16 protein-coding genes and 1 tRNA gene are annotated in these 17,079 nt (G+C 32.9%); 7 read left to right on the top strand and 10 right to left on the bottom strand.

Annotation, left to right across the window (positions count from 1 at the left end):
• Window positions 1-504, bottom strand: coding sequence for a hypothetical protein (locus ACTU6T_RS11790; RefSeq protein ID WP_460218395.1), 504 nt, complete (start codon window positions 502-504; stop codon window positions 1-3).
• Window positions 505-751: 247 nt separating this feature from the next.
• Here ACTU6T_RS11790 and ACTU6T_RS11785 point away from each other — a divergent pair, with 247 nt between their 5' ends.
• Both ACTU6T_RS11785 and ACTU6T_RS11780 read left to right on the top strand, forming a co-directional pair.
• Window positions 752-952, top strand: a complete 201-nt coding sequence (locus ACTU6T_RS11785; RefSeq protein WP_460218394.1) for a Lacal_2735 family protein — start codon at window positions 752-754, stop codon at window positions 950-952.
• A 77-nt stretch (window positions 953-1,029) separates the two neighbouring features.
• Complete coding sequence (locus tag ACTU6T_RS11780; RefSeq protein ID WP_460218393.1) at window positions 1,030-1,257, top strand: Lacal_2735 family protein; 228 nt, start codon at window positions 1,030-1,032, stop codon at window positions 1,255-1,257.
• Here the strand turns inward: ACTU6T_RS11780 and ACTU6T_RS11775 are convergent.
• The 7 genes from ACTU6T_RS11775 to ACTU6T_RS11745 form a co-directional block, all read right to left on the bottom strand.
• Window positions 1,232-2,020: an ABC transporter substrate-binding protein gene (locus tag ACTU6T_RS11775; protein WP_460218392.1), complete on the bottom strand. Its 789-nt coding sequence runs from the start codon at window positions 2,018-2,020 to the stop codon at window positions 1,232-1,234. The genes ACTU6T_RS11780 and ACTU6T_RS11775 overlap by 26 nt on opposite strands.
• Before the next feature lies 1 nt (window position 2,021).
• Entirely contained in the window at window positions 2,022-2,837 is an 816-nt protein-coding gene (gene pyrF / locus ACTU6T_RS11770; RefSeq protein WP_460218391.1) for an orotidine-5'-phosphate decarboxylase, read from the bottom strand.
• 32 nt (window positions 2,838-2,869) lie between these two features.
• Window positions 2,870-3,946 (bottom strand): peptide chain release factor 1, encoded by a 1,077-nt coding sequence (prfA, locus tag ACTU6T_RS11765; RefSeq protein ID WP_460218390.1) that lies wholly within the window; start codon window positions 3,944-3,946, stop codon window positions 2,870-2,872.
• Window positions 3,947-4,343: 397 nt separating this feature from the next.
• Entirely contained in the window at window positions 4,344-5,522 is a 1,179-nt protein-coding gene (locus tag ACTU6T_RS11760; RefSeq protein ID WP_460218389.1) for an AIR synthase related protein, read from the bottom strand.
• Window positions 5,523-5,557: 35 nt separating this feature from the next.
• Window positions 5,558-6,232, bottom strand: a complete 675-nt coding sequence (locus tag ACTU6T_RS11755) for a Curli production assembly/transport component CsgG (RefSeq protein ID WP_460218388.1) — start codon at window positions 6,230-6,232, stop codon at window positions 5,558-5,560.
• 250 nt (window positions 6,233-6,482) lie between these two features.
• On the bottom strand, window positions 6,483-6,623 hold the full coding sequence (locus ACTU6T_RS11750; protein ID WP_460218387.1) for a hypothetical protein: 141 nt from the start codon (window positions 6,621-6,623) through the stop codon (window positions 6,483-6,485).
• A gap of 277 nt (window positions 6,624-6,900) precedes the next feature.
• Window positions 6,901-9,087, bottom strand: a complete 2,187-nt coding sequence (locus ACTU6T_RS11745) for a glutamine synthetase III family protein (RefSeq protein WP_460218386.1) — start codon at window positions 9,085-9,087, stop codon at window positions 6,901-6,903.
• Between the two features lie 184 nt (window positions 9,088-9,271).
• Between ACTU6T_RS11745 and ACTU6T_RS11740 the strand changes: the two genes are divergently transcribed.
• Window positions 9,272-10,288: a glutamine synthetase beta-grasp domain-containing protein gene (locus ACTU6T_RS11740; protein ID WP_460218385.1), complete on the top strand. Its 1,017-nt coding sequence runs from the start codon at window positions 9,272-9,274 to the stop codon at window positions 10,286-10,288.
• 59 nt (window positions 10,289-10,347) lie between these two features.
• Here the strand turns inward: ACTU6T_RS11740 and ACTU6T_RS11735 are convergent, their stop codons facing one another.
• Window positions 10,348-11,295 carry a calcium/sodium antiporter gene (locus ACTU6T_RS11735; RefSeq protein WP_460218384.1) on the bottom strand — a complete coding sequence of 316 codons (948 nt, stop codon included), beginning with the start codon at window positions 11,293-11,295 and terminating at the stop codon, window positions 10,348-10,350.
• A gap of 193 nt (window positions 11,296-11,488) precedes the next feature.
• On the opposite strand from ACTU6T_RS11735, the gene ACTU6T_RS11730 reads away from it, so the two are divergent.
• Together ACTU6T_RS11730 and ACTU6T_RS11725 are read left to right on the top strand one after the other, a co-directional pair.
• Window positions 11,489-11,848: a BlaI/MecI/CopY family transcriptional regulator gene (locus ACTU6T_RS11730; RefSeq protein WP_460218383.1), complete on the top strand. Its 360-nt coding sequence runs from the start codon at window positions 11,489-11,491 to the stop codon at window positions 11,846-11,848.
• 3 nt (window positions 11,849-11,851) lie between these two features.
• Entirely contained in the window at window positions 11,852-14,020 is a 2,169-nt protein-coding gene (locus tag ACTU6T_RS11725) for a M56 family metallopeptidase (RefSeq protein WP_460218382.1), read from the top strand.
• A gap of 71 nt (window positions 14,021-14,091) precedes the next feature.
• Here the strand turns inward: ACTU6T_RS11725 and ACTU6T_RS11720 are convergent, their stop codons facing one another.
• Window positions 14,092-16,104, bottom strand: a complete 2,013-nt coding sequence (locus tag ACTU6T_RS11720; RefSeq protein ID WP_460218381.1) for an endonuclease — start codon at window positions 16,102-16,104, stop codon at window positions 14,092-14,094.
• Between the two features lie 620 nt (window positions 16,105-16,724).
• Between ACTU6T_RS11720 and ACTU6T_RS11715 the strand changes: the two genes are divergently transcribed.
• Complete coding sequence (locus ACTU6T_RS11715) at window positions 16,725-16,877, top strand: SsrA-binding protein (RefSeq protein ID WP_460218380.1); 153 nt, start codon at window positions 16,725-16,727, stop codon at window positions 16,875-16,877.
• A gap of 107 nt (window positions 16,878-16,984) precedes the next feature.
• Window positions 16,985-17,058, top strand: a tRNA-Arg gene (locus tag ACTU6T_RS11710).
• Window positions 17,059-17,079: the final 21 nt, after the last annotated feature.

Below are 17,079 nucleotides of genomic sequence, written 5' to 3'. Positions count from 1 at the left end.
TTATTTTTTCTTTTTATATAAACCATCAAAGGCTACAGTAGTATGTTTTCCATCGACTATCGTCTCCCATAATTGGCGAACACTTCCATCTTTATTGTGAGTCCAAGTGACGCGATGATAAAATGTTTTGCCTTCTTTATTGATGTCATCATCTGTTCTTAAAATCATTTGATTGCCTTTTCTATTGCCTTTTAACTTGAGATGAGACCCTTTATTATCGATCCACAGCTGTTCCCATTGTTTAGTTTTATAATTGTAAAAGTTTTGACTTGTTCCAGTAAAATCGCTTTTTGTACTCGTCCAGTTTTCTAATAGCATACAATTATCTTGAATTTTCACAATACTATTCTCTCCCGCAGCACTTCCATCAGTATTAGTAACGGTCCAATCTCCAATCCAAAAATCAAATGCTTGATGTTGTTCTGTACAACAATTGCAATTATCTTTGTTTTGAGCAGGCAACAATGCTGTAAAAAGTAAGGTTAAAGCAACTATTAATTTCATATATAAAGTTTTTTCTAAATTATTAAATGACAGATAAAGTAAAGTTAATATTAACATAATATTTATTCTAAAGATAAAAACCACCTTTGTAATAGTTAGTTAGAATTACACTTCATTTCTAAAAGAAAAAGCGCACACTAGTTAAAAATCGATCTAAGTCTCAGGTCGATTTTTTATTAACATTTTTTAGCTTTTGTTGTTGATTTACAATATTTTGAATATTTTTAAGAGATAAAACATTTTTGTAATGAAACCAACCAACAAATACATAGAACATCAAAACCTGTTGTTATCTCGTTACAAAAAGCTTATTGAACAAGCTTACAACTTTCGTCAAACTGACTCAGCACTTAGTGATATCTCCGAGTTTAAGGCCATTAAATTATTACACAAATTAAATAAATTAAAGTATCTCAATCGAGATTTGAGTAAGCTTCAGCAAAATTAATTTTACATTTATTTAACTTATTATCAGCGTCTAAGCATTACTTTCTTACCGTATATATGATATTAAAACCAAATATCATGGATTCACATTTTTGTAAAGTTGGCGCAACAAGACTAAACCATCATAAAGTATTTAATATAAAAGATTTAGAAAACAAATACACTCAATTTATAGAGGAAGCATACAATGTTAAACAAACAGATATGGGATTAAGTGATATCTTATTTTTTGAAGCCAGAAAATTAAAACAACGTATTTTAAGCTTAAAACGATTACACTCTAAAGACCTTGATGCAGTGTTTTGAAGTATTTAAACGCATTTATTAATCTCGACCCATACCATGAGAAATACTCGCCATCAACTAATTCAATTTTCACATTAGGAAATAACTCTTTTAGAGTTTCTTTGTCAGCAATTTTGAAAGGAAAAGGTTCACTTGACAACAAAATCACATCTAAGCCCTTTGTCATTTTATCTATATCTACTTCAGGATACCTATCTAATCGTTCAAAATAATTCTCAAAGTTGTTTAATTCAAGTATGGCATCAATAAAGGTTTGTTTAGCGGCTACCATCCATGGCTTTTTCCAAATAAAGTAAGCCACTTTTAATTTTGGTTTTGCCTTAACAAAGTTCTCAAAACTTTGCGATTCCTGTACAATACGTTGAATAATATCTTGAGCTTCAGTTTCAACCGAAAACATAAGACCATAATTACGGATAAGTAATAAAGCATCATTCAAATTAAGAATATCACTTACATGAACTGGTGCAATATGCTCAAGCAGAGAAACCATTTCTTTGGTGTTTTCTTCTTTATTGCAAAGAATAATATCTGGCTTCAACGTCTTTATAGTATCAAAATTGACTTGCTTGGTTCCTCCAACAACCCTAATGCTTTGTCGTAAATGTTTTGGATGCACGCAAAATTTGGTAATACCAACAATTGATGATTCCAAACCTAAATCAACCAATAATTCTGTCTGTGAAGGTACTAATGAAATAATACGTTTTGGAGTCCCTTCTAACCAAAACTCTCTCTCCTTTTGAGTAAAAGAAGTTACCATGCTATAAAGACAGTATATGATTCATTTGCGCTTGCAATTCTTTTGCCTTCACTGCGGCAGCTTCGGCAAAATATTCATCTGTAGATGCATAAATTATTCCTCTAGAAGAATTAATTAGCAATCCTATATTATCATTCATGCCATATTTACAAACGTCTTGTAAATTACCACCTTGAGCACCTACACCTGGCACAAGTAAAAAACTATCAGGAATAATTGTTCTGATTTCTGCTAAATATTCAGCTTTAGTAGCTCCAACAACATACATCAGATTTTGTGCATTAACCCAAGATTTAGATGTTTCTAAAACCTGTTTATACAATTCTATTCCATCGATAGTTTTGGTTTGAAAATCAAAAGCACCCTGATTAGAAGTTAGAGCCAGCATAATGGTATGCTTGTTTTCAAAAGCCAGAAATGGTTCAACCGAATCTTTTCCCATATAAGGAGCTACAGTGACACTATCAAAAGCTAAATCTTCGAAAAAAGCTTTAGCATACATGGTACTAGTGTTACCTATATCACCACGCTTGGCATCTGCTATAGTAAAGATTTCAGGATAATTTTCGTTTAAATAGACAATGGTTTTTTCCAATGACTCCCAACCTTTTAGACCGTATGCTTCATAAAATGCGGTATTAGGTTTATAAGCAACACATAAATGATGCGTTGCATCTATAATGGCTTTATTAAATGCAAAAATTGGGTCGCTTTCCTCCAAAAGATGCTTTGGGATTTTATTTAAATCGACATCTAATCCAATACAGAGAAAGGACTTTTTCTTTTTAATTTGCTCAATGAGTTGTTGTGTTGTCATAATAAAAAAGCCTCCAAAATAGAGGCTCGATATTAAATATGTTCATCACTAGCTTTTAACTTTTCAGTATTTTCGGCTAGCATTAGTTCGTCAATTAATTTTTGAATATCACCATTAATAATATTCTGTAAGTCATATAAGGTTAAGCCTATTCTGTGGTCTGTAACACGTCCTTGTGGATAATTATAGGTTCTAATTTTTGCGCTACGATCTCCTGAACTCACCATACTTTTACGTTTCTCTGAATCGGCAGCTTGTTGTTTTTCAAGCTCCATATCATATAATCGAGAACGCAATACCTTTAAGGCTTTTTCTAAATTTTTATGAGAAGATTTTTGATCTTGACAACTAACTATCATTCCTGTAGGTTCGTGATGCAATTTAATAGCCGAGTAAGTTGTATTTACAGATTGTCCTCCAGGACCAGTAGATGTTGTTCTTTCTATCCTAACTTCAGTCATGTCTAATTCAAAATCAATCTCTTCAGCTTCTGGCAACACCATAACTGTTGCAGCACTTGTATGCACACGTCCTTGGGTTTCTGTTTGAGGCACACGTTGTACACGATGCACTCCAGCTTCAAATTTTAATGTTCCATAAACATCTTCTCCATTGACTTCAAAAATAATTTCTTTAAAGCCTCCAGCCGTTCCTTCATTGGAATCTACAACACTTACACTCCACCCTTTTCCTTCACAGTATTTCGTATACATTCGGAATAAATCTCCAGCAAAAATACTAGCTTCATCACCACCAGTTCCTGCTCTAACTTCTACAACAACATTTTTAGCATCATCAGGATCTTTTGGAATCAATAAAAAGCGAATCTCTTCTTCTAATGCAGGGATACCTTCTTTAGCTTCATCATATTGCATTTTTGCCATTTCTACCATTTCAGCATCGCTTCCATCAGAAATAATGTCTTCAGCCTCACTCAAGTTATTTGTAAGCTCTATATATAATTCACGCTTATCCATTAAAGTGCGCAAATCTTTATATTCTTTGGTTAACCTCACATAACGTTTCTGATCAGCTATTATATCAGGCTGAATGATCAAATCACTCACCTCATCAAAACGTTGCTTTATTATTTGTAATTTCTCTAACATCTATCTTCTAAAATTGTGATTCAAAAATACGATAATTTATGGATTTACAACGGTTGAAAACTTGTTAGTCTATTGAAAAATATTCTAGTGAGTTTTAACGTTATATTGACATGCGAAAGCAAGTAAAATCTATACTAAACTACTACAAATCAATGGCTGTATGGTCATTTATCGTAACGCTGGCGATAACAGTAATTAACCCAGAACTCATTTTGGCGTTATCAACAAAGCTGTTTTTAATCTTTGTGTTATGGTTTATGATAAGCGACAGAAAAGTAAGACAGCGTCTACGATTCTACAGAATTAGCGGCGTATCAAATATCAAGTTTTTTACAGTAATTTTTTTGTTTGACGGTCTATTAACAACCTCTTTTCTATTATTGATTAAGGGATTTATTTAATACTGAAAAGTACCATACTCACTTGTAATCGTGAGTTTTTTCTCTTCGGAAGCTTCAACACGACCAACAATTTGTGCATTCACATTAAAAGATTTAGAAATATCTATAATGTCATTTGCGATTTCTGGAGACACATATAGCTCCATACGATGTCCACAGTTAAATACTTGATACATTTCTTTCCAATCCGTTTTGGATTGTTCTTGAATCAATTTAAACAAAGGTGGAATAGCAAACATATTGTCTTTTACGATATGTAAATTATCTATAAAATGAAGAATTTTAGTTTGAGCACCTCCAGAGCAATGCACCATTCCATGTAAACTTTCAGAAGAAAACTGAGACAAAATTGCTTTTATTATTGGCGCGTAAGTTCTTGTTGGGGACAACACTAGTTTTCCGGCATCAATTGGTGAATTTTCAATAGTGTCTGTTAATTTGGTTTGCCCAGAATAGACTAAATCTTCAGGAACAGAAGCATCAAAACTCTCAGGATATTTTTCAGCTAAATACTTATGAAATACATCATGACGTGCAGATGTTAATCCATTACTTCCCATTCCACCATTATATTCTGTCTCATAAGTGGCTTGGCCAAAACTCTCTAAGCCAACAATGACATCACCAGCTTTTATGTTTGCATTATCAATAACATCACTTCGCTTCATACGAGCCGTAACTGTGGAATCTACAATAATAGTTCGCACTAAATCACCAACATCAGCCGTCTCTCCTCCTGTAGAATGAATGGTTACTCCAAAAGATTTTAAATCTTGAATTAACTCCTCCGTACCATTTATAATTGCTGAAATAACTTCTCCAGGAATTAAATTTTTATTCCTACCAATAGTAGAAGACAGCATGATATTATCTGTAGCTCCAACACATAGCAAGTCATCAATATTCATAATTAAAGCATCTTGTGCTATACCTTTCCATACAGAAACATCTCCAGTTTCTTTCCAATACATATAAGCTAAGGAACTTTTTGTGCCTGCACCATCAGCATGCATAATTAAGCAATACGCTTCATCATTGGTAAGATAATCTGGTACAATTTTACAAAAAGCTTTAGGAAACAATCCTTTATCAATATTCTTGATGGCATTATGCACATCTTCCTTTGATGCCGAAACACCTCGTTGCGCATAACGTTTACTAATATCCTGACTCATGCCGTAGTTTTGAGCCACAAAAATAAGAATTGTAATTACAATTTCAGCCTATTTTCATCATCAGTTAATGAATTTTTCTCAATTACAGTAGAATGATCTTTTAATAATTTTGCTTTCTTTTGGGCTCCTCCAAAATAGAAATTTAATCCAAAAGCAATTCTAAAATACGTGTCATCTGAGGCTCCAGCTTCGAGACCATCTAAAGTATCACTCGACACATAATTATAATCTGAATATATTTTGACAGCAAATTGATTTGAAACAACACACTCTAGACCAACACCTCCTTGAATTTTACTCGCGGATTGTTTAAAATGATTTGACGCATTAAATCCTGCACCTCCAAATATATAGGGGGAAAATGGCTTATGCGGCAATAATAAGACCTCAGCATTCAAGTCGAAAGACATAAAGCCTTCATTATAAATATCAATAAATGCCAAATTGAATTTATGATATCCAAAATCTAACGCCAAATGCGGAGTAAGATGTCGCTTATACCCAAAATGTGAATATATCTCAAACATAGGATCTGCATAATCTCCATTAATTACTGAAGTTCCCAAAGCAACGTCTAGTGCATTAGTTCCTCTTAAATCATAAAATCCTGTTTCTGGCTTAGGAATAAAACCTTGCTCTTGAGCAAACACATGAAAACTAAAAGTAATTAGTACGATTAGTAGTATAAAACGAAACTGCTGTGCTATCATCAATTCTTGTTTTAGTTAAACATAACCATTAACAAAAAGAAAATTTAGATTCAAAAAGATTGGGACAGACCAACTGAATTAGTCTTAAAAGTCGAGCAATATAACAAATTAATTATCAACCATTTGTGTATTTATGACAATTTATAGACAGAGCATAAAAAAAGACAAATGCTTTCTATTGAAATTCATTTGTCTTTTTTGTTAGCAATGGTCAACAATGCCAACTAATTTTTGTAAGCATCAAAACCATTTACGATTCTGCTTGAAATCTCGCTTCGGTTTTAACAACGCCATCCTGAGTCAGGTCATCTTGCACGTCATTAGAGTCGTCCTGAGAAAACAACAAGGTAGCAAACATAAGTGCTGCTACACTTAGTAGTAACTTTTTCATTTTACAAAAAATTGATTAATAGCACTACAAACTTAACCATTTACTTGAGTGATAATGAAGGTTTAACTATATTTTCGATTAGTTGATATAATTATGCGTTGAAATACATTATTAGTCCTTATTATATACGTAATTCTACGTAGTTATTAACATTTTAAGATTGCAGCAACAACAAAAAAAGCCTCTAAAAATGAGGCTTTTAAAATTATTGATAAAAAATTGTTAATAATGATGGCTTAAGAAAAAACATCCACTAAATACATAATTTTTTAACAATTTACTTAGTAAAAAGTAATTCTCGGTATTTAGTTAAAGGCCATAATTCATCATCGACAAGTAACTCTAGTTTATCACAATGATATCTTATATCATCAAAAAGTGGTTTTACTTGATTGCAATAGGCATGAGCCTTTTTTTCTAAATTCTCAATGCCGTTAGCTTTTTTACGTTCTGCAATCATTTTTGTCACATTAGAATTAATACCTTCTATATGATTAGAAATCTCTTCAATAAGATTGAGTTGCTCCTTAGCTAATTTTTTAAAAGAAGCACCATAAATCTCTTTCAAGCCTTTAACATTATCGATTAGAATATTTTGGTATTTTACAGCAGTTGGCACGACATGATTTCTAGCAATATCACCTAACACTCTACCTTCAATTTGAATTCGCAACACATACTCCTCCATTTCTATTTCATAACGCGCTTCTGATTCTATTTTATTCATTACATTCATCTCTTCAAATAGACGAATCGTTTTCTTAGACACTTTAGCTTTAAGCGCTTCTGGTGTGGTTTTATTATTACTCAGCCCTCTCTTTTTAGCCTCTTTTTCCCAAGCCTCACCGTAACCATTCCCTTCGAAAAGAATCGCTTTAGATTGTTTAATATATTCTCTCAACACATTAAATATCGCATCATCCTTTTTCATATCTTTTTTAGAGATTAATAACTCAACCTCATCTCTAAAATCGGTTAATTGCTTTGCAACAATGGTATTAAGCACTGTCATAGGGCTAGCACAATTAGCTGTAGAACCTACAGCCCTAAATTCAAATTTATTTCCAGTAAATGCAAATGGAGATGTTCTATTTCTATCTGTGTTATCAAGTAATACATCGGGTATTTTTCCAACTACATTTAACTTCAAATCTGTTTTCTCTTCAGGAGACAATTTTCCATGTGTCACATTTTCCAACTCCTCTAAAACCTTTGTCAGCTGTTCTCCAATGAAAACAGAGATAATAGCAGGAGGTGCTTCATTAGCTCCTAAGCGATGATCATTACTTGCCGAAGCTATAGCAGCTCTTAATAACTCTTCATTTTCATGAACAGCTTTTATAGTATTGATAAAAAATGTTAAGAACTGCAAATTACTCATTGGTGTTTTTCCAGGACTCAATAAATTAACACCTGTATTAGTTACTAAACTCCAATTATTATGCTTCCCAGAACCATTTACACCTTCAAAAGGTTTTTCGTGAAAAAGCACTTTGAAATTATGACGCTCTGCAATTTTATCCATAACATCCATCAACAACGAATTGTGATCTACAGCCAAATTAGCTTCATCATATATTGGTGCTAATTCAAATTGATTAGGCGCCACTTCATTATGTCGAGTTTTAACAGGAATACCTAAAAGCATGCATTCGGTTTCTAAATCACGCATATATGCCATAGCTCTATTCGGTATAGTTCCAAAATAATGATCATCTAACTGCTGACCTTTAGCTGGAGAATGCCCAAGAAGTGTTCTTCCTGTAAGTACAATATCTGGCCTAGACATAACTAAACCACTATCTATTAAAAAGTATTCCTGCTCCCAACCAAGAGAAGCATTAACCTTTTTTACATTTTTATCAAAATATTTACATATAGCAACTGAAGCAGTATCCACAGCTTGTAAAGCTCTTAATAAAGGGGTCTTAAAATCTAGAGCTTCTCCAGTGTAAGCAACAAACACTGTAGGTATACACAATGTTGTACCATATATAAATGCTGGAGAAGTTGGATCCCAAGCTGTATAGCCACGTGCTTCAAAGGTATTTCTTATACCTCCATTAGGAAAACTAGATGCGTCAGGTTCTTGCTGTACTAGTTGTCCACCACCAAATTTCTCTATTGCCAAACCATTTCCTATAGTTTCAAAAAAGGCATCGTGTTTTTCAGCTGTAGCTCCTGTTAACGGTTGAAACCAATGCGTATAATGTGTTGCTCCTTTAGATATAGCCCATTCTTTCATTCCTGTAGAAATATGATCGGCTACAGTTCTCTCTATTTTAGTTCCTTTACTCACAGCAGCCATAACATTATCAAAAGCATCCTTTGTCAAATATTGACGCATGGTAGATTCATTGAACACATGAGCCCCAAAAATCTCAGAACGCCTCACCTTTTCTTCAATATGAATAGGTTTATGATCAAATATTTCCTTCAGTGCATGAAATCTTAGTGTAGACATATTATCGATTTATTAGATTTATAGGGCAAATTTAACCAATAATTCAATATTCCACACATTTACCCCTAAAAAATTAGGGGCTAAATAATTGTTAATAACATTTAATCTAAAATACCCCTCATTTTTTTGAGCATTGCATAAAAATTATAATATTTGTGCTTTAAATTTTTAAAATTAAAACAGCATGAGCAAATCAAAGTTAGAATACATTTGGTTAGATGGTTATAAACCAACTCAAAACATGAGAAGTAAAACTAAGGTTGAAGACAACTTTAGTGGGAAATTAGAAGATTGTCCAATTTGGTCTTTCGATGGAAGTTCTACAAGACAAGCAGAAGGCGGGTCTTCAGATTGCCTACTAAAACCTGTAGCAATTTATCCAGATCCTGCTAGGAAAGATGGTTATTTGGTTATGACAGAGGTTTTAAATGCAGATGGCACACCACACGAATCTAATGGAAGAGCAACAATTGAGGATGAAGATAATGATTTCTGGTTCGGATTTGAGCAAGAGTATTTTATTATGGATACACAAACTCAATTACCATTAGGATTCCCTATTGGAGGTTATCCTGCACCACAAGGCATGTACTATTGCTCTGTTGGTGGTAAAAATACGCATGGTAGAGATTTAGTTGAAGAACACGCAGATTTGTGCATTGCTGCTGGGTTAAATTTTGAAGGTATCAATCAAGAAGTTGCTTGCGGACAGTGGGAATTCCAACTATTTGCTAAAGGCGCTAAAAAGGCTGGAGATGAAATATGGGTTGCTCGTTACTTATTAGATCGTTTGACTGAACAATATGGTTATTATATTGAGTATCACCCAAAACCTTTAGGAAAAGACATGGACTGGAATGGTTCTGGAATGCATGCTAACTTTTCTAATACAACTTTAAGAACTTGCGGATCTAAAGAAGTGTATGAAAAAATTTGTGAAGCTTTTAGACCAGTAGTTAAAGAACATATTGCGGTATATGGCGAATTTAATGATCAACGTCTAACAGGTGATCACGAAACAGCATCTATCGATGATTTTAGCTATGGTGTATCCGACAGAGGAGCCTCAATCCGTATTCCAATTATTACAGTAGAAAAAGGTTGGAAAGGCTGGTTAGAAGATCGTCGCCCTGCATCAAATGGTGATCCTTATAAAATTGCTGGACGTATTATTAAGACCGTAAAATCGGTTGAAATATAAGCCAGATTCATATATCTTAAAAATAAAAACGCTTTCTCTATTTAATGAGAGGGCGTTTTTTATGTTTGAGATTTAAAGGCTAAAAATATAAAGGCGCCATACGCTACTACTAAAAGAAGCCCTTTATATCTTGAAATTTGAAATTTCCGTGGGATAAAGATTAATGGAATTAATACCGCTGCAAAAGCAAGCATCCAAAAAATATCACGATTCAGAATAGCTAAATCGGTTACCGGAATTGTTTTTACTATAGACGTTAAACCTAAAACCGATCCGATATTAAAAATATTAGAACCAATTAAATTTCCAAGTGATAATGCTTTTTCCTTTTTTACTGCAGCTATAACCGATGCTGCTAATTCAGGAACACTAGTTCCTATTGCAATTACAGTGGCAGCAATCACTGCATCACTAACACCAAGAGCTTTAGCTAACTCTTTTGCTCCATCAACCAACCATTCTGAGCCAAAATACAAAGCCAGAGCACCAATAAGCAACCATAACACAATCTTAAAATTCGAAACTATAGCGAGGCTGTCGTCAACTTCCTCAGGAATAGCGTCCTTTTTTGCAGATTTTATAAGTATAAATAAAAACAAAATCAACGCTGAAAAAAGAATGATACCTTCTATGGTTGTTAGTTGATTATCATTACTCAAGAAATAGTACAAAGTCATTGAAAAAATCATCATCACTGGCCAATTTAGCCTGTAAAACGATTTATCAACAGCTATAGAGCTTACAAGAGCAGTAATACCAAGTACCAGTCCAATATTTGCAATGTTAGACCCTATAACATTATTGATAGCAATCGCTGGAGATCCAGTTAGCGCTGCGTTTAAACTCACTAAAAGCTCTGGTGCTGATGTTGCAAAACTCACAACTGTCATCCCAATAACCATTTTAGAAATACTTAATTTAAATGACAAAGCCACTGAAGATCGAACCAAAAACTCTCCTCCTATTACCAATAATAACAACCCTAAGATAATCCAAACTAAACTCATAAATTAAATATTTCTCTTTAATAATAATCAAAATAAAATGCGAAGATAACATAATTTGAATAGCCTTATTGCAATACAACCTTCACATTTTACAGTCTCATAAACTTAAATTTTAGTTAAATAACTAAATAAATAGTTGTATAACTATAAAAATAGTTATAGGTTTGTATTGCAATCAATAAAAGCATCAGTCATGCAAAAACTTACAAACAAAGAAGAAGAAATTATGCATATTTTATGGAAGCTAGAAAAAGCTTTTGTCAAAGATGTACTTGCTGAAATACAAAACGATAAGCCTCACTACAATACACTCTCTACTATTATAAGACATTTAGAAGAAAAAGGCTACGTGAGTTATAATGCCTATGGAAAAACCCATCAATACTACCCTGTAGTAAGCAAAGAAGCTTATAAAGAGCGTTTTATGAACACAGCAATAGAAAATTATTTCAACAATTCATACAAAAATGTTGTGTCCTTCTTTGCTAAGGAAGAAAAAATAAGTATTGAAGAATTAAAAGAGATTATTGCCTTAATTGAAAAAAAGAAATAAATCATGGACTATCTATTAAAATCATCAGCCATACTTTTCATATTTTATATCTGTTATCAATTGTTTTTACAACGCGATACTTTTTTTCAAGCCAATCGTTGGTTTTTACTCTCCGGATTAATCATTGCCACATGCGTCCCTTTTATTGTAATTCCAAATTATATAGAATATACACCAATAACCACCTACAATTATACTACTCTAAATACAACTGAATCCCCAACAACAATTCAAGAGGAGCCTTTCAACTTTATAGCAGCATTTACCTGGATTTATCTTGTAGGTTTTTTATTTTTCTTCGGAAAACTAAGCATTGAATTCTTTTCGTTAAAAAAAGTACTTCTTAACAGTACGAAATGCTACAAAGGAAATCTTAAGCTTTTAGAGACAAATAAAAATATAGCTCCTTTTTCATTTTTTAATCAGATTGTATACAACCCAGATCATTTTGGCGAAGAAGAACTAATACATGTTATTAATCATGAAAAAGTACATACCAAAGAATGGCACTCTATAGATACGTTAATCGCTCAATTATCATGTATTGTGTTTTGGTTTAATCCTATTGTATGGCTTTACAAAAAAGCACTGCAACAAAATTTAGAATTTATTGCTGATCAAAAAGCGCAGTATATATCAAAATGTGACAAAAGTTATCAAACTGTTTTATTAAAAGCCAGCATACCGAATCATCAAATAGCTTTCACAAATAATTTTTATACATCATTAATCAAAAAACGAATCGTTATGTTACACAAATCAAAATCAAACCAACTCAATCAGTTAAAGTTAATAATAGTACTCCCATTATTAGCACTATTTATGATGAGTTTCAACATCAAAAACATCTATGTTGCCATACCATTAGAAGATGCTTACGAAGAAGACACTACAGCTTCAGAAGATGGAAATATAGACATCGAATTTTCAAAAGACACCACGGATGACGAATTAAAAGCCATTCAAGATGAGTTATCTAAAAACGGTATTACGTTTACATATAAAAATGTAAAACGCAATGACAAGAATGAAATCATTAGCATTACTACCGAATTTAAAAGCAAAGACCATTCAGCTAACTATAATATTCATGGAGATGATGGCATAAAACCATTTCATTTTAGAAGTAATGATGATAGTTTCAGTGTTGGCACACTAGATCATAACAATTCTAACACTTATGTTATTGAAAATAAAGATGGAACGACTAAAGCACAAAGTACTGACTCTAATATTTATGTATTTGAAAATGATGATAATGAAGATGATGACAATGACCAAAAGGTAGTTCGCATCAAAACTACCTCTGGAACAAATGCCTTTAAAGTTAAAGCTAACAGTCAATACTCATGGATTGACAAAGAAGGCTCAAAAACAAGAATAAAGGCTTTTGAAAATGGAAAGACTAATATTTTCATTTCAGAATCTGAAGAACCATTATTTATTATAGACGGAAAGGCAGTGAAAAAATCTTTATTTGAAGATGTCGATTCTGATGACATCAAATCTATAAATGTATTTAAAGGACAATCTGCATTAGAATCTTTTGGAGCTAAAGGTAAAAATGGTGTCATAGTTATGACAAAAAAGGGCTCAAAAAACAATTTTAATTATGATTACAAATTCAGAAATTCAAAAGGAGAACAACCTATATTTATTATAGATGGGAAAGCCCTTTCTGAGGGTGAAATTAAAGACCTTAACCCTAACAACATAGATAATGTAGAGATAATCAAAGGCAAAAAAGCTGAAAAAATTTATGGCATTAGAGGTAAAAACGGAGCCGTAATAGTAAACACTAAAGCTTCAAAAAAAAATAAGGCCTATGTTGTTGAAGTAAAAGATGATAGCCCATGGAAACTAAAAACTGATGTAAGCGCCGTATACTATTTAGATGCTGAAAACCGCACTGCAGAATTTATTATCTCCAAAAATTCTACAGACAGCTTTCTAAAGCAACAAAAAAGTGAATTAAAAAAACATGGCATTGATGCTAAATTCACTAAAGTTCGTAGAAATAAAGCGGGTGAAATTACTGGAATTAAAATTTCTCTTGACGATAATCAAGGTCGTAAATCAAGTGCCAGCTGGAAGGAAAAGGATCAAACCATTCCTGATATAGTCGTGGGCAAATCTGGAGACAAACTGATTGTGCGTGCCATTGGGCATTAAACTTAAATCAAAACAAAAAGCGTCTTAACAGATTTGTCAGGACGCTTTTTTTTCACCCTATTGTATGTGTTTTAATGAATTATAAGTTTTTTCGAAATAGACTTGTCATCAGAAGTAATATTAAGCACATACATACCTCCAGGAAGGCTTAAGTCTATTAAACCATTAGTATCGGTATGTAATATTTCCACTAATCGCCCCTCAATTGAAAATACATTAATAATTGCATCATTTTGCAAGCCTTTTATCGAAATTTTTCCATCCGACGGATTTGGAAAAATCTGTATAACATTAGTATTAAATTCGCTCACATTTAATTCTTGATCCCAAACATTTCCGACTTCATTTCCCCAAATATACTCTACCAAATCTGGTTGATCAATAAATGGGTTTCTATTAAACTGCCAGCTGTATACTATATTATTTCGATTCATTTCAAAATCATCTGGAGGATCTGCTCTGTGCCAATCTAATAAACTTGCTAAATCTCCAAGCTCTCCAGGTCCATTTTCAGGATATCCATTAACAACTGCTAATCCATTATATCTAATTGCCATATAGAGAACACTTCTTGCCACATCTCCTCGGAAACTTTCTCCTAATCGCATTGGGTCTGATGAAGCCATTGAACCATCATAACCTCCTAACATAGGATCTCCATAATGCTTATTACCTCGAGCACTATTCTCTGAACCATCTGCAGCACGCAATGCATGTGCATCAGAATTACCATGACGTAAGGAATCTGCTTTTGTTGCCCAAAACACATCTATACCATCCGCTACCTCATCTTCTTCGATGTCATTAAATCCGCCACGAGAGCGTGGATATGTGTGCTCTCTATTCCATTTACCATTATTGTCCGAGCCCGTTTGTAAATCTAATTTAGCGCGACCTTGTTCAGTATAGAGCAACCATACTTGATTACTGTTTAATGGGTTTTGGTCCGCCTCCACTAAAATATCCAATACATCCGCATAGGTTTGAGCTCTAACTATATTTGGATCAGCGATAATATCTTGGAGGGCTTGACGAAGGGCATCATTTGCAAGCCCATCTAAAGTATCATAATACCCTGAAGGCTGTGTGCTCGTTACATTTCCGAAGCTAGGTTCTAAAGGTGTTCCAAAATTCGCTGTTGTGAAATCATTATCTACTATTCGAATCTGCAAATTGTTATTTAATGCCAAATACTGCGATGGTAAACTTTCAAAACGTACTCTTGTTGTTTCATCACCTTCATCATCTGTATCATCAACGAGCGAAATTGTAGTAGATGCAGTAGTTTGATTTATAGGAATAGTAATTGCTGTGTTCCCTGTAAAATCAGAGGTATTAAACCCAAAGTTATCAAGAAGAATATTAAAATCTAAATTTTCAGTCACTGGGGTTTCAGATGTAAAAGTAATATCAAAACTCTCGTCTTCATTATATTGAGATTGAGCAATAGTAATACTAATTCCATTAAGCACAACACCGCTTCCATCATTTAATTGACGTGGTGTTGGTATCGTTGATGAATAGCTCACATTACCATCTCCATCTTCAAAACGTTGTATAGAATTCGTATTATTTGATGGACCTTCATTAATTTGTTCTATATCAGTAAATCTTGGGTCCTGACTAAAAATCGCAATGAAATCGGCATCATCCGGATCTGAAGTATCATAAAGCAATACATCTACCAAATTATCTATAGTCGCTACCGTTTGTTCTGGAAAATCGGTATCATCGCCTTCATAAATAGCTACAGCGTCGGCTCCATTTTGAAATATATTTTCAGGAATCAATACTTGAGGTACTGGGCTTACAGAATTACTCCCAATAAGTAAAAGTCCATTAATATCGGTTTCATAGCCATCTAAATCAATAGTAAAATAACTAGAGTTCATCCCAGAAGCCGATCCATTAAAAAATACGACGACATAGCCTTCTAAAGGAAAGTTAGGTGTGTCACTTAAAAGTTCTAAGAATTCCATATTGTCAACTCCTGGTGTATCACAATCTAACTCGTTGATAACGACTTGACCAAATGAGAGCTGTATAAAACATATGGAAATGAAATAAAGTAGCGGTCTTTTCATTGTATGTTTTTTACAAATGTAATCATCTCATAATGCTATTTGTAAAAATGCATTCATTTAATCAAGAATTTTAACAAAACATAACTGTTTTATATAACAATGAATTTACTTGAAAAGACAAAAAATTAAAAACTAAAAAAGATGAAAATGGCTTTTATTGATGGTTTTATGATGAATTGCCCCTTGGTTTAAAAAAAAGGCTCTCAAAACCCCCTTCAATTATTACATTTATAAACAATTATGCATTCTTTATGTTTCAATTTATAACTTTGTACAAGAAAGTCACATTTATATAGAAATCAATATCCTCTTTTAAGTTATAATTATATATTCAATTTCATAGATTTTGGTATAAACATTTGGAAAGAAGATTTCCAAAATGATATATTGAAAACTCAATCAAGAAAATGAGTTAAATATTAACCTTAAAACCAAAACATTATGATGACAATTGCTAAACTATTAATCGATATTCTTTTTTCGATTAGATAATCCAAACCCATGATTGTAAAACTTAGTCTAGAATAAGTTTTACTTCATTTAAAAAAGAAGTTCTTTGGCAAACATTTTTAAATCTCTTAAATTTACTTAACGGTTTACACACAGTAACACCAAAGTATATGAAGCAAACACTATATAAGGGACTTGCCAAACTAAACAAAATACTCTTACCTAGTTATTCCAAACGACAGCTAGACCTCAGCAAAGCCACAAAACTACAGTTAGCCATTATAGGTTGGCGTGTTTTTGTAACTAAGCGTGCTTTAGGATAAAACATAATTTTTTCCTTATTTTTGATTCAATTAATAACAAGTTTATTTTTTGAACATTTTTGTTTTGTGTTTCTTTTAAAAAGAAATATATTTGCACCCACAAAAATGGCCATGTGGCGCAACTGAATAGCGCACTTGATTACGGCTCAAGAGGTTGCAGGTTTGAATCCTGCCATGGTCACTAACAAAAAGCAAACTATAA

The organism is Psychroserpens citreus (assembly GCF_055686305.1).
The sequence above is the reverse complement of the archived record's forward strand: the minus strand, read 5'-3'. Positions and strand labels throughout refer to the sequence as shown.

Coding starts and splice junctions, on each gene's coding strand:
- ACTU6T_RS11755 (WP_460218388.1), bottom strand. CDS start 6,232: ATGATAGCACAGCAGTTTCGTTTTATACTACTAATCGTACTAATTACT.
- ACTU6T_RS11715 (WP_460218380.1), top strand. CDS start 16,725: ATGAAGCAAACACTATATAAGGGACTTGCCAAACTAAACAAAATACTC.
- prfA (WP_460218390.1), bottom strand. CDS start 3,946: ATGTTAGAGAAATTACAAATAATAAAGCAACGTTTTGATGAGGTGAGT.
- ACTU6T_RS11760 (WP_460218389.1), bottom strand. CDS start 5,522: ATGAGTCAGGATATTAGTAAACGTTATGCGCAACGAGGTGTTTCGGCA.
- ACTU6T_RS11785 (WP_460218394.1), top strand. CDS start 752: ATGAAACCAACCAACAAATACATAGAACATCAAAACCTGTTGTTATCT.
- ACTU6T_RS11730 (WP_460218383.1), top strand. CDS start 11,489: ATGCAAAAACTTACAAACAAAGAAGAAGAAATTATGCATATTTTATGG.
- ACTU6T_RS11745 (WP_460218386.1), bottom strand. CDS start 9,087: ATGTCTACACTAAGATTTCATGCACTGAAGGAAATATTTGATCATAAA.
- ACTU6T_RS11720 (WP_460218381.1), bottom strand. CDS start 16,104: ATGAAAAGACCGCTACTTTATTTCATTTCCATATGTTTTATACAGCTC.
- pyrF (WP_460218391.1), bottom strand. CDS start 2,837: ATGACAACACAACAACTCATTGAGCAAATTAAAAAGAAAAAGTCCTTT.
- ACTU6T_RS11780 (WP_460218393.1), top strand. CDS start 1,030: ATGGATTCACATTTTTGTAAAGTTGGCGCAACAAGACTAAACCATCAT.
- ACTU6T_RS11725 (WP_460218382.1), top strand. CDS start 11,852: ATGGACTATCTATTAAAATCATCAGCCATACTTTTCATATTTTATATC.
- ACTU6T_RS11790 (WP_460218395.1), bottom strand. CDS start 504: ATGAAATTAATAGTTGCTTTAACCTTACTTTTTACAGCATTGTTGCCT.
- ACTU6T_RS11740 (WP_460218385.1), top strand. CDS start 9,272: ATGAGCAAATCAAAGTTAGAATACATTTGGTTAGATGGTTATAAACCA.
- ACTU6T_RS11775 (WP_460218392.1), bottom strand. CDS start 2,020: ATGGTAACTTCTTTTACTCAAAAGGAGAGAGAGTTTTGGTTAGAAGGG.
- ACTU6T_RS11750 (WP_460218387.1), bottom strand. CDS start 6,623: ATGAAAAAGTTACTACTAAGTGTAGCAGCACTTATGTTTGCTACCTTG.
- ACTU6T_RS11735 (WP_460218384.1), bottom strand. CDS start 11,295: ATGAGTTTAGTTTGGATTATCTTAGGGTTGTTATTATTGGTAATAGGA.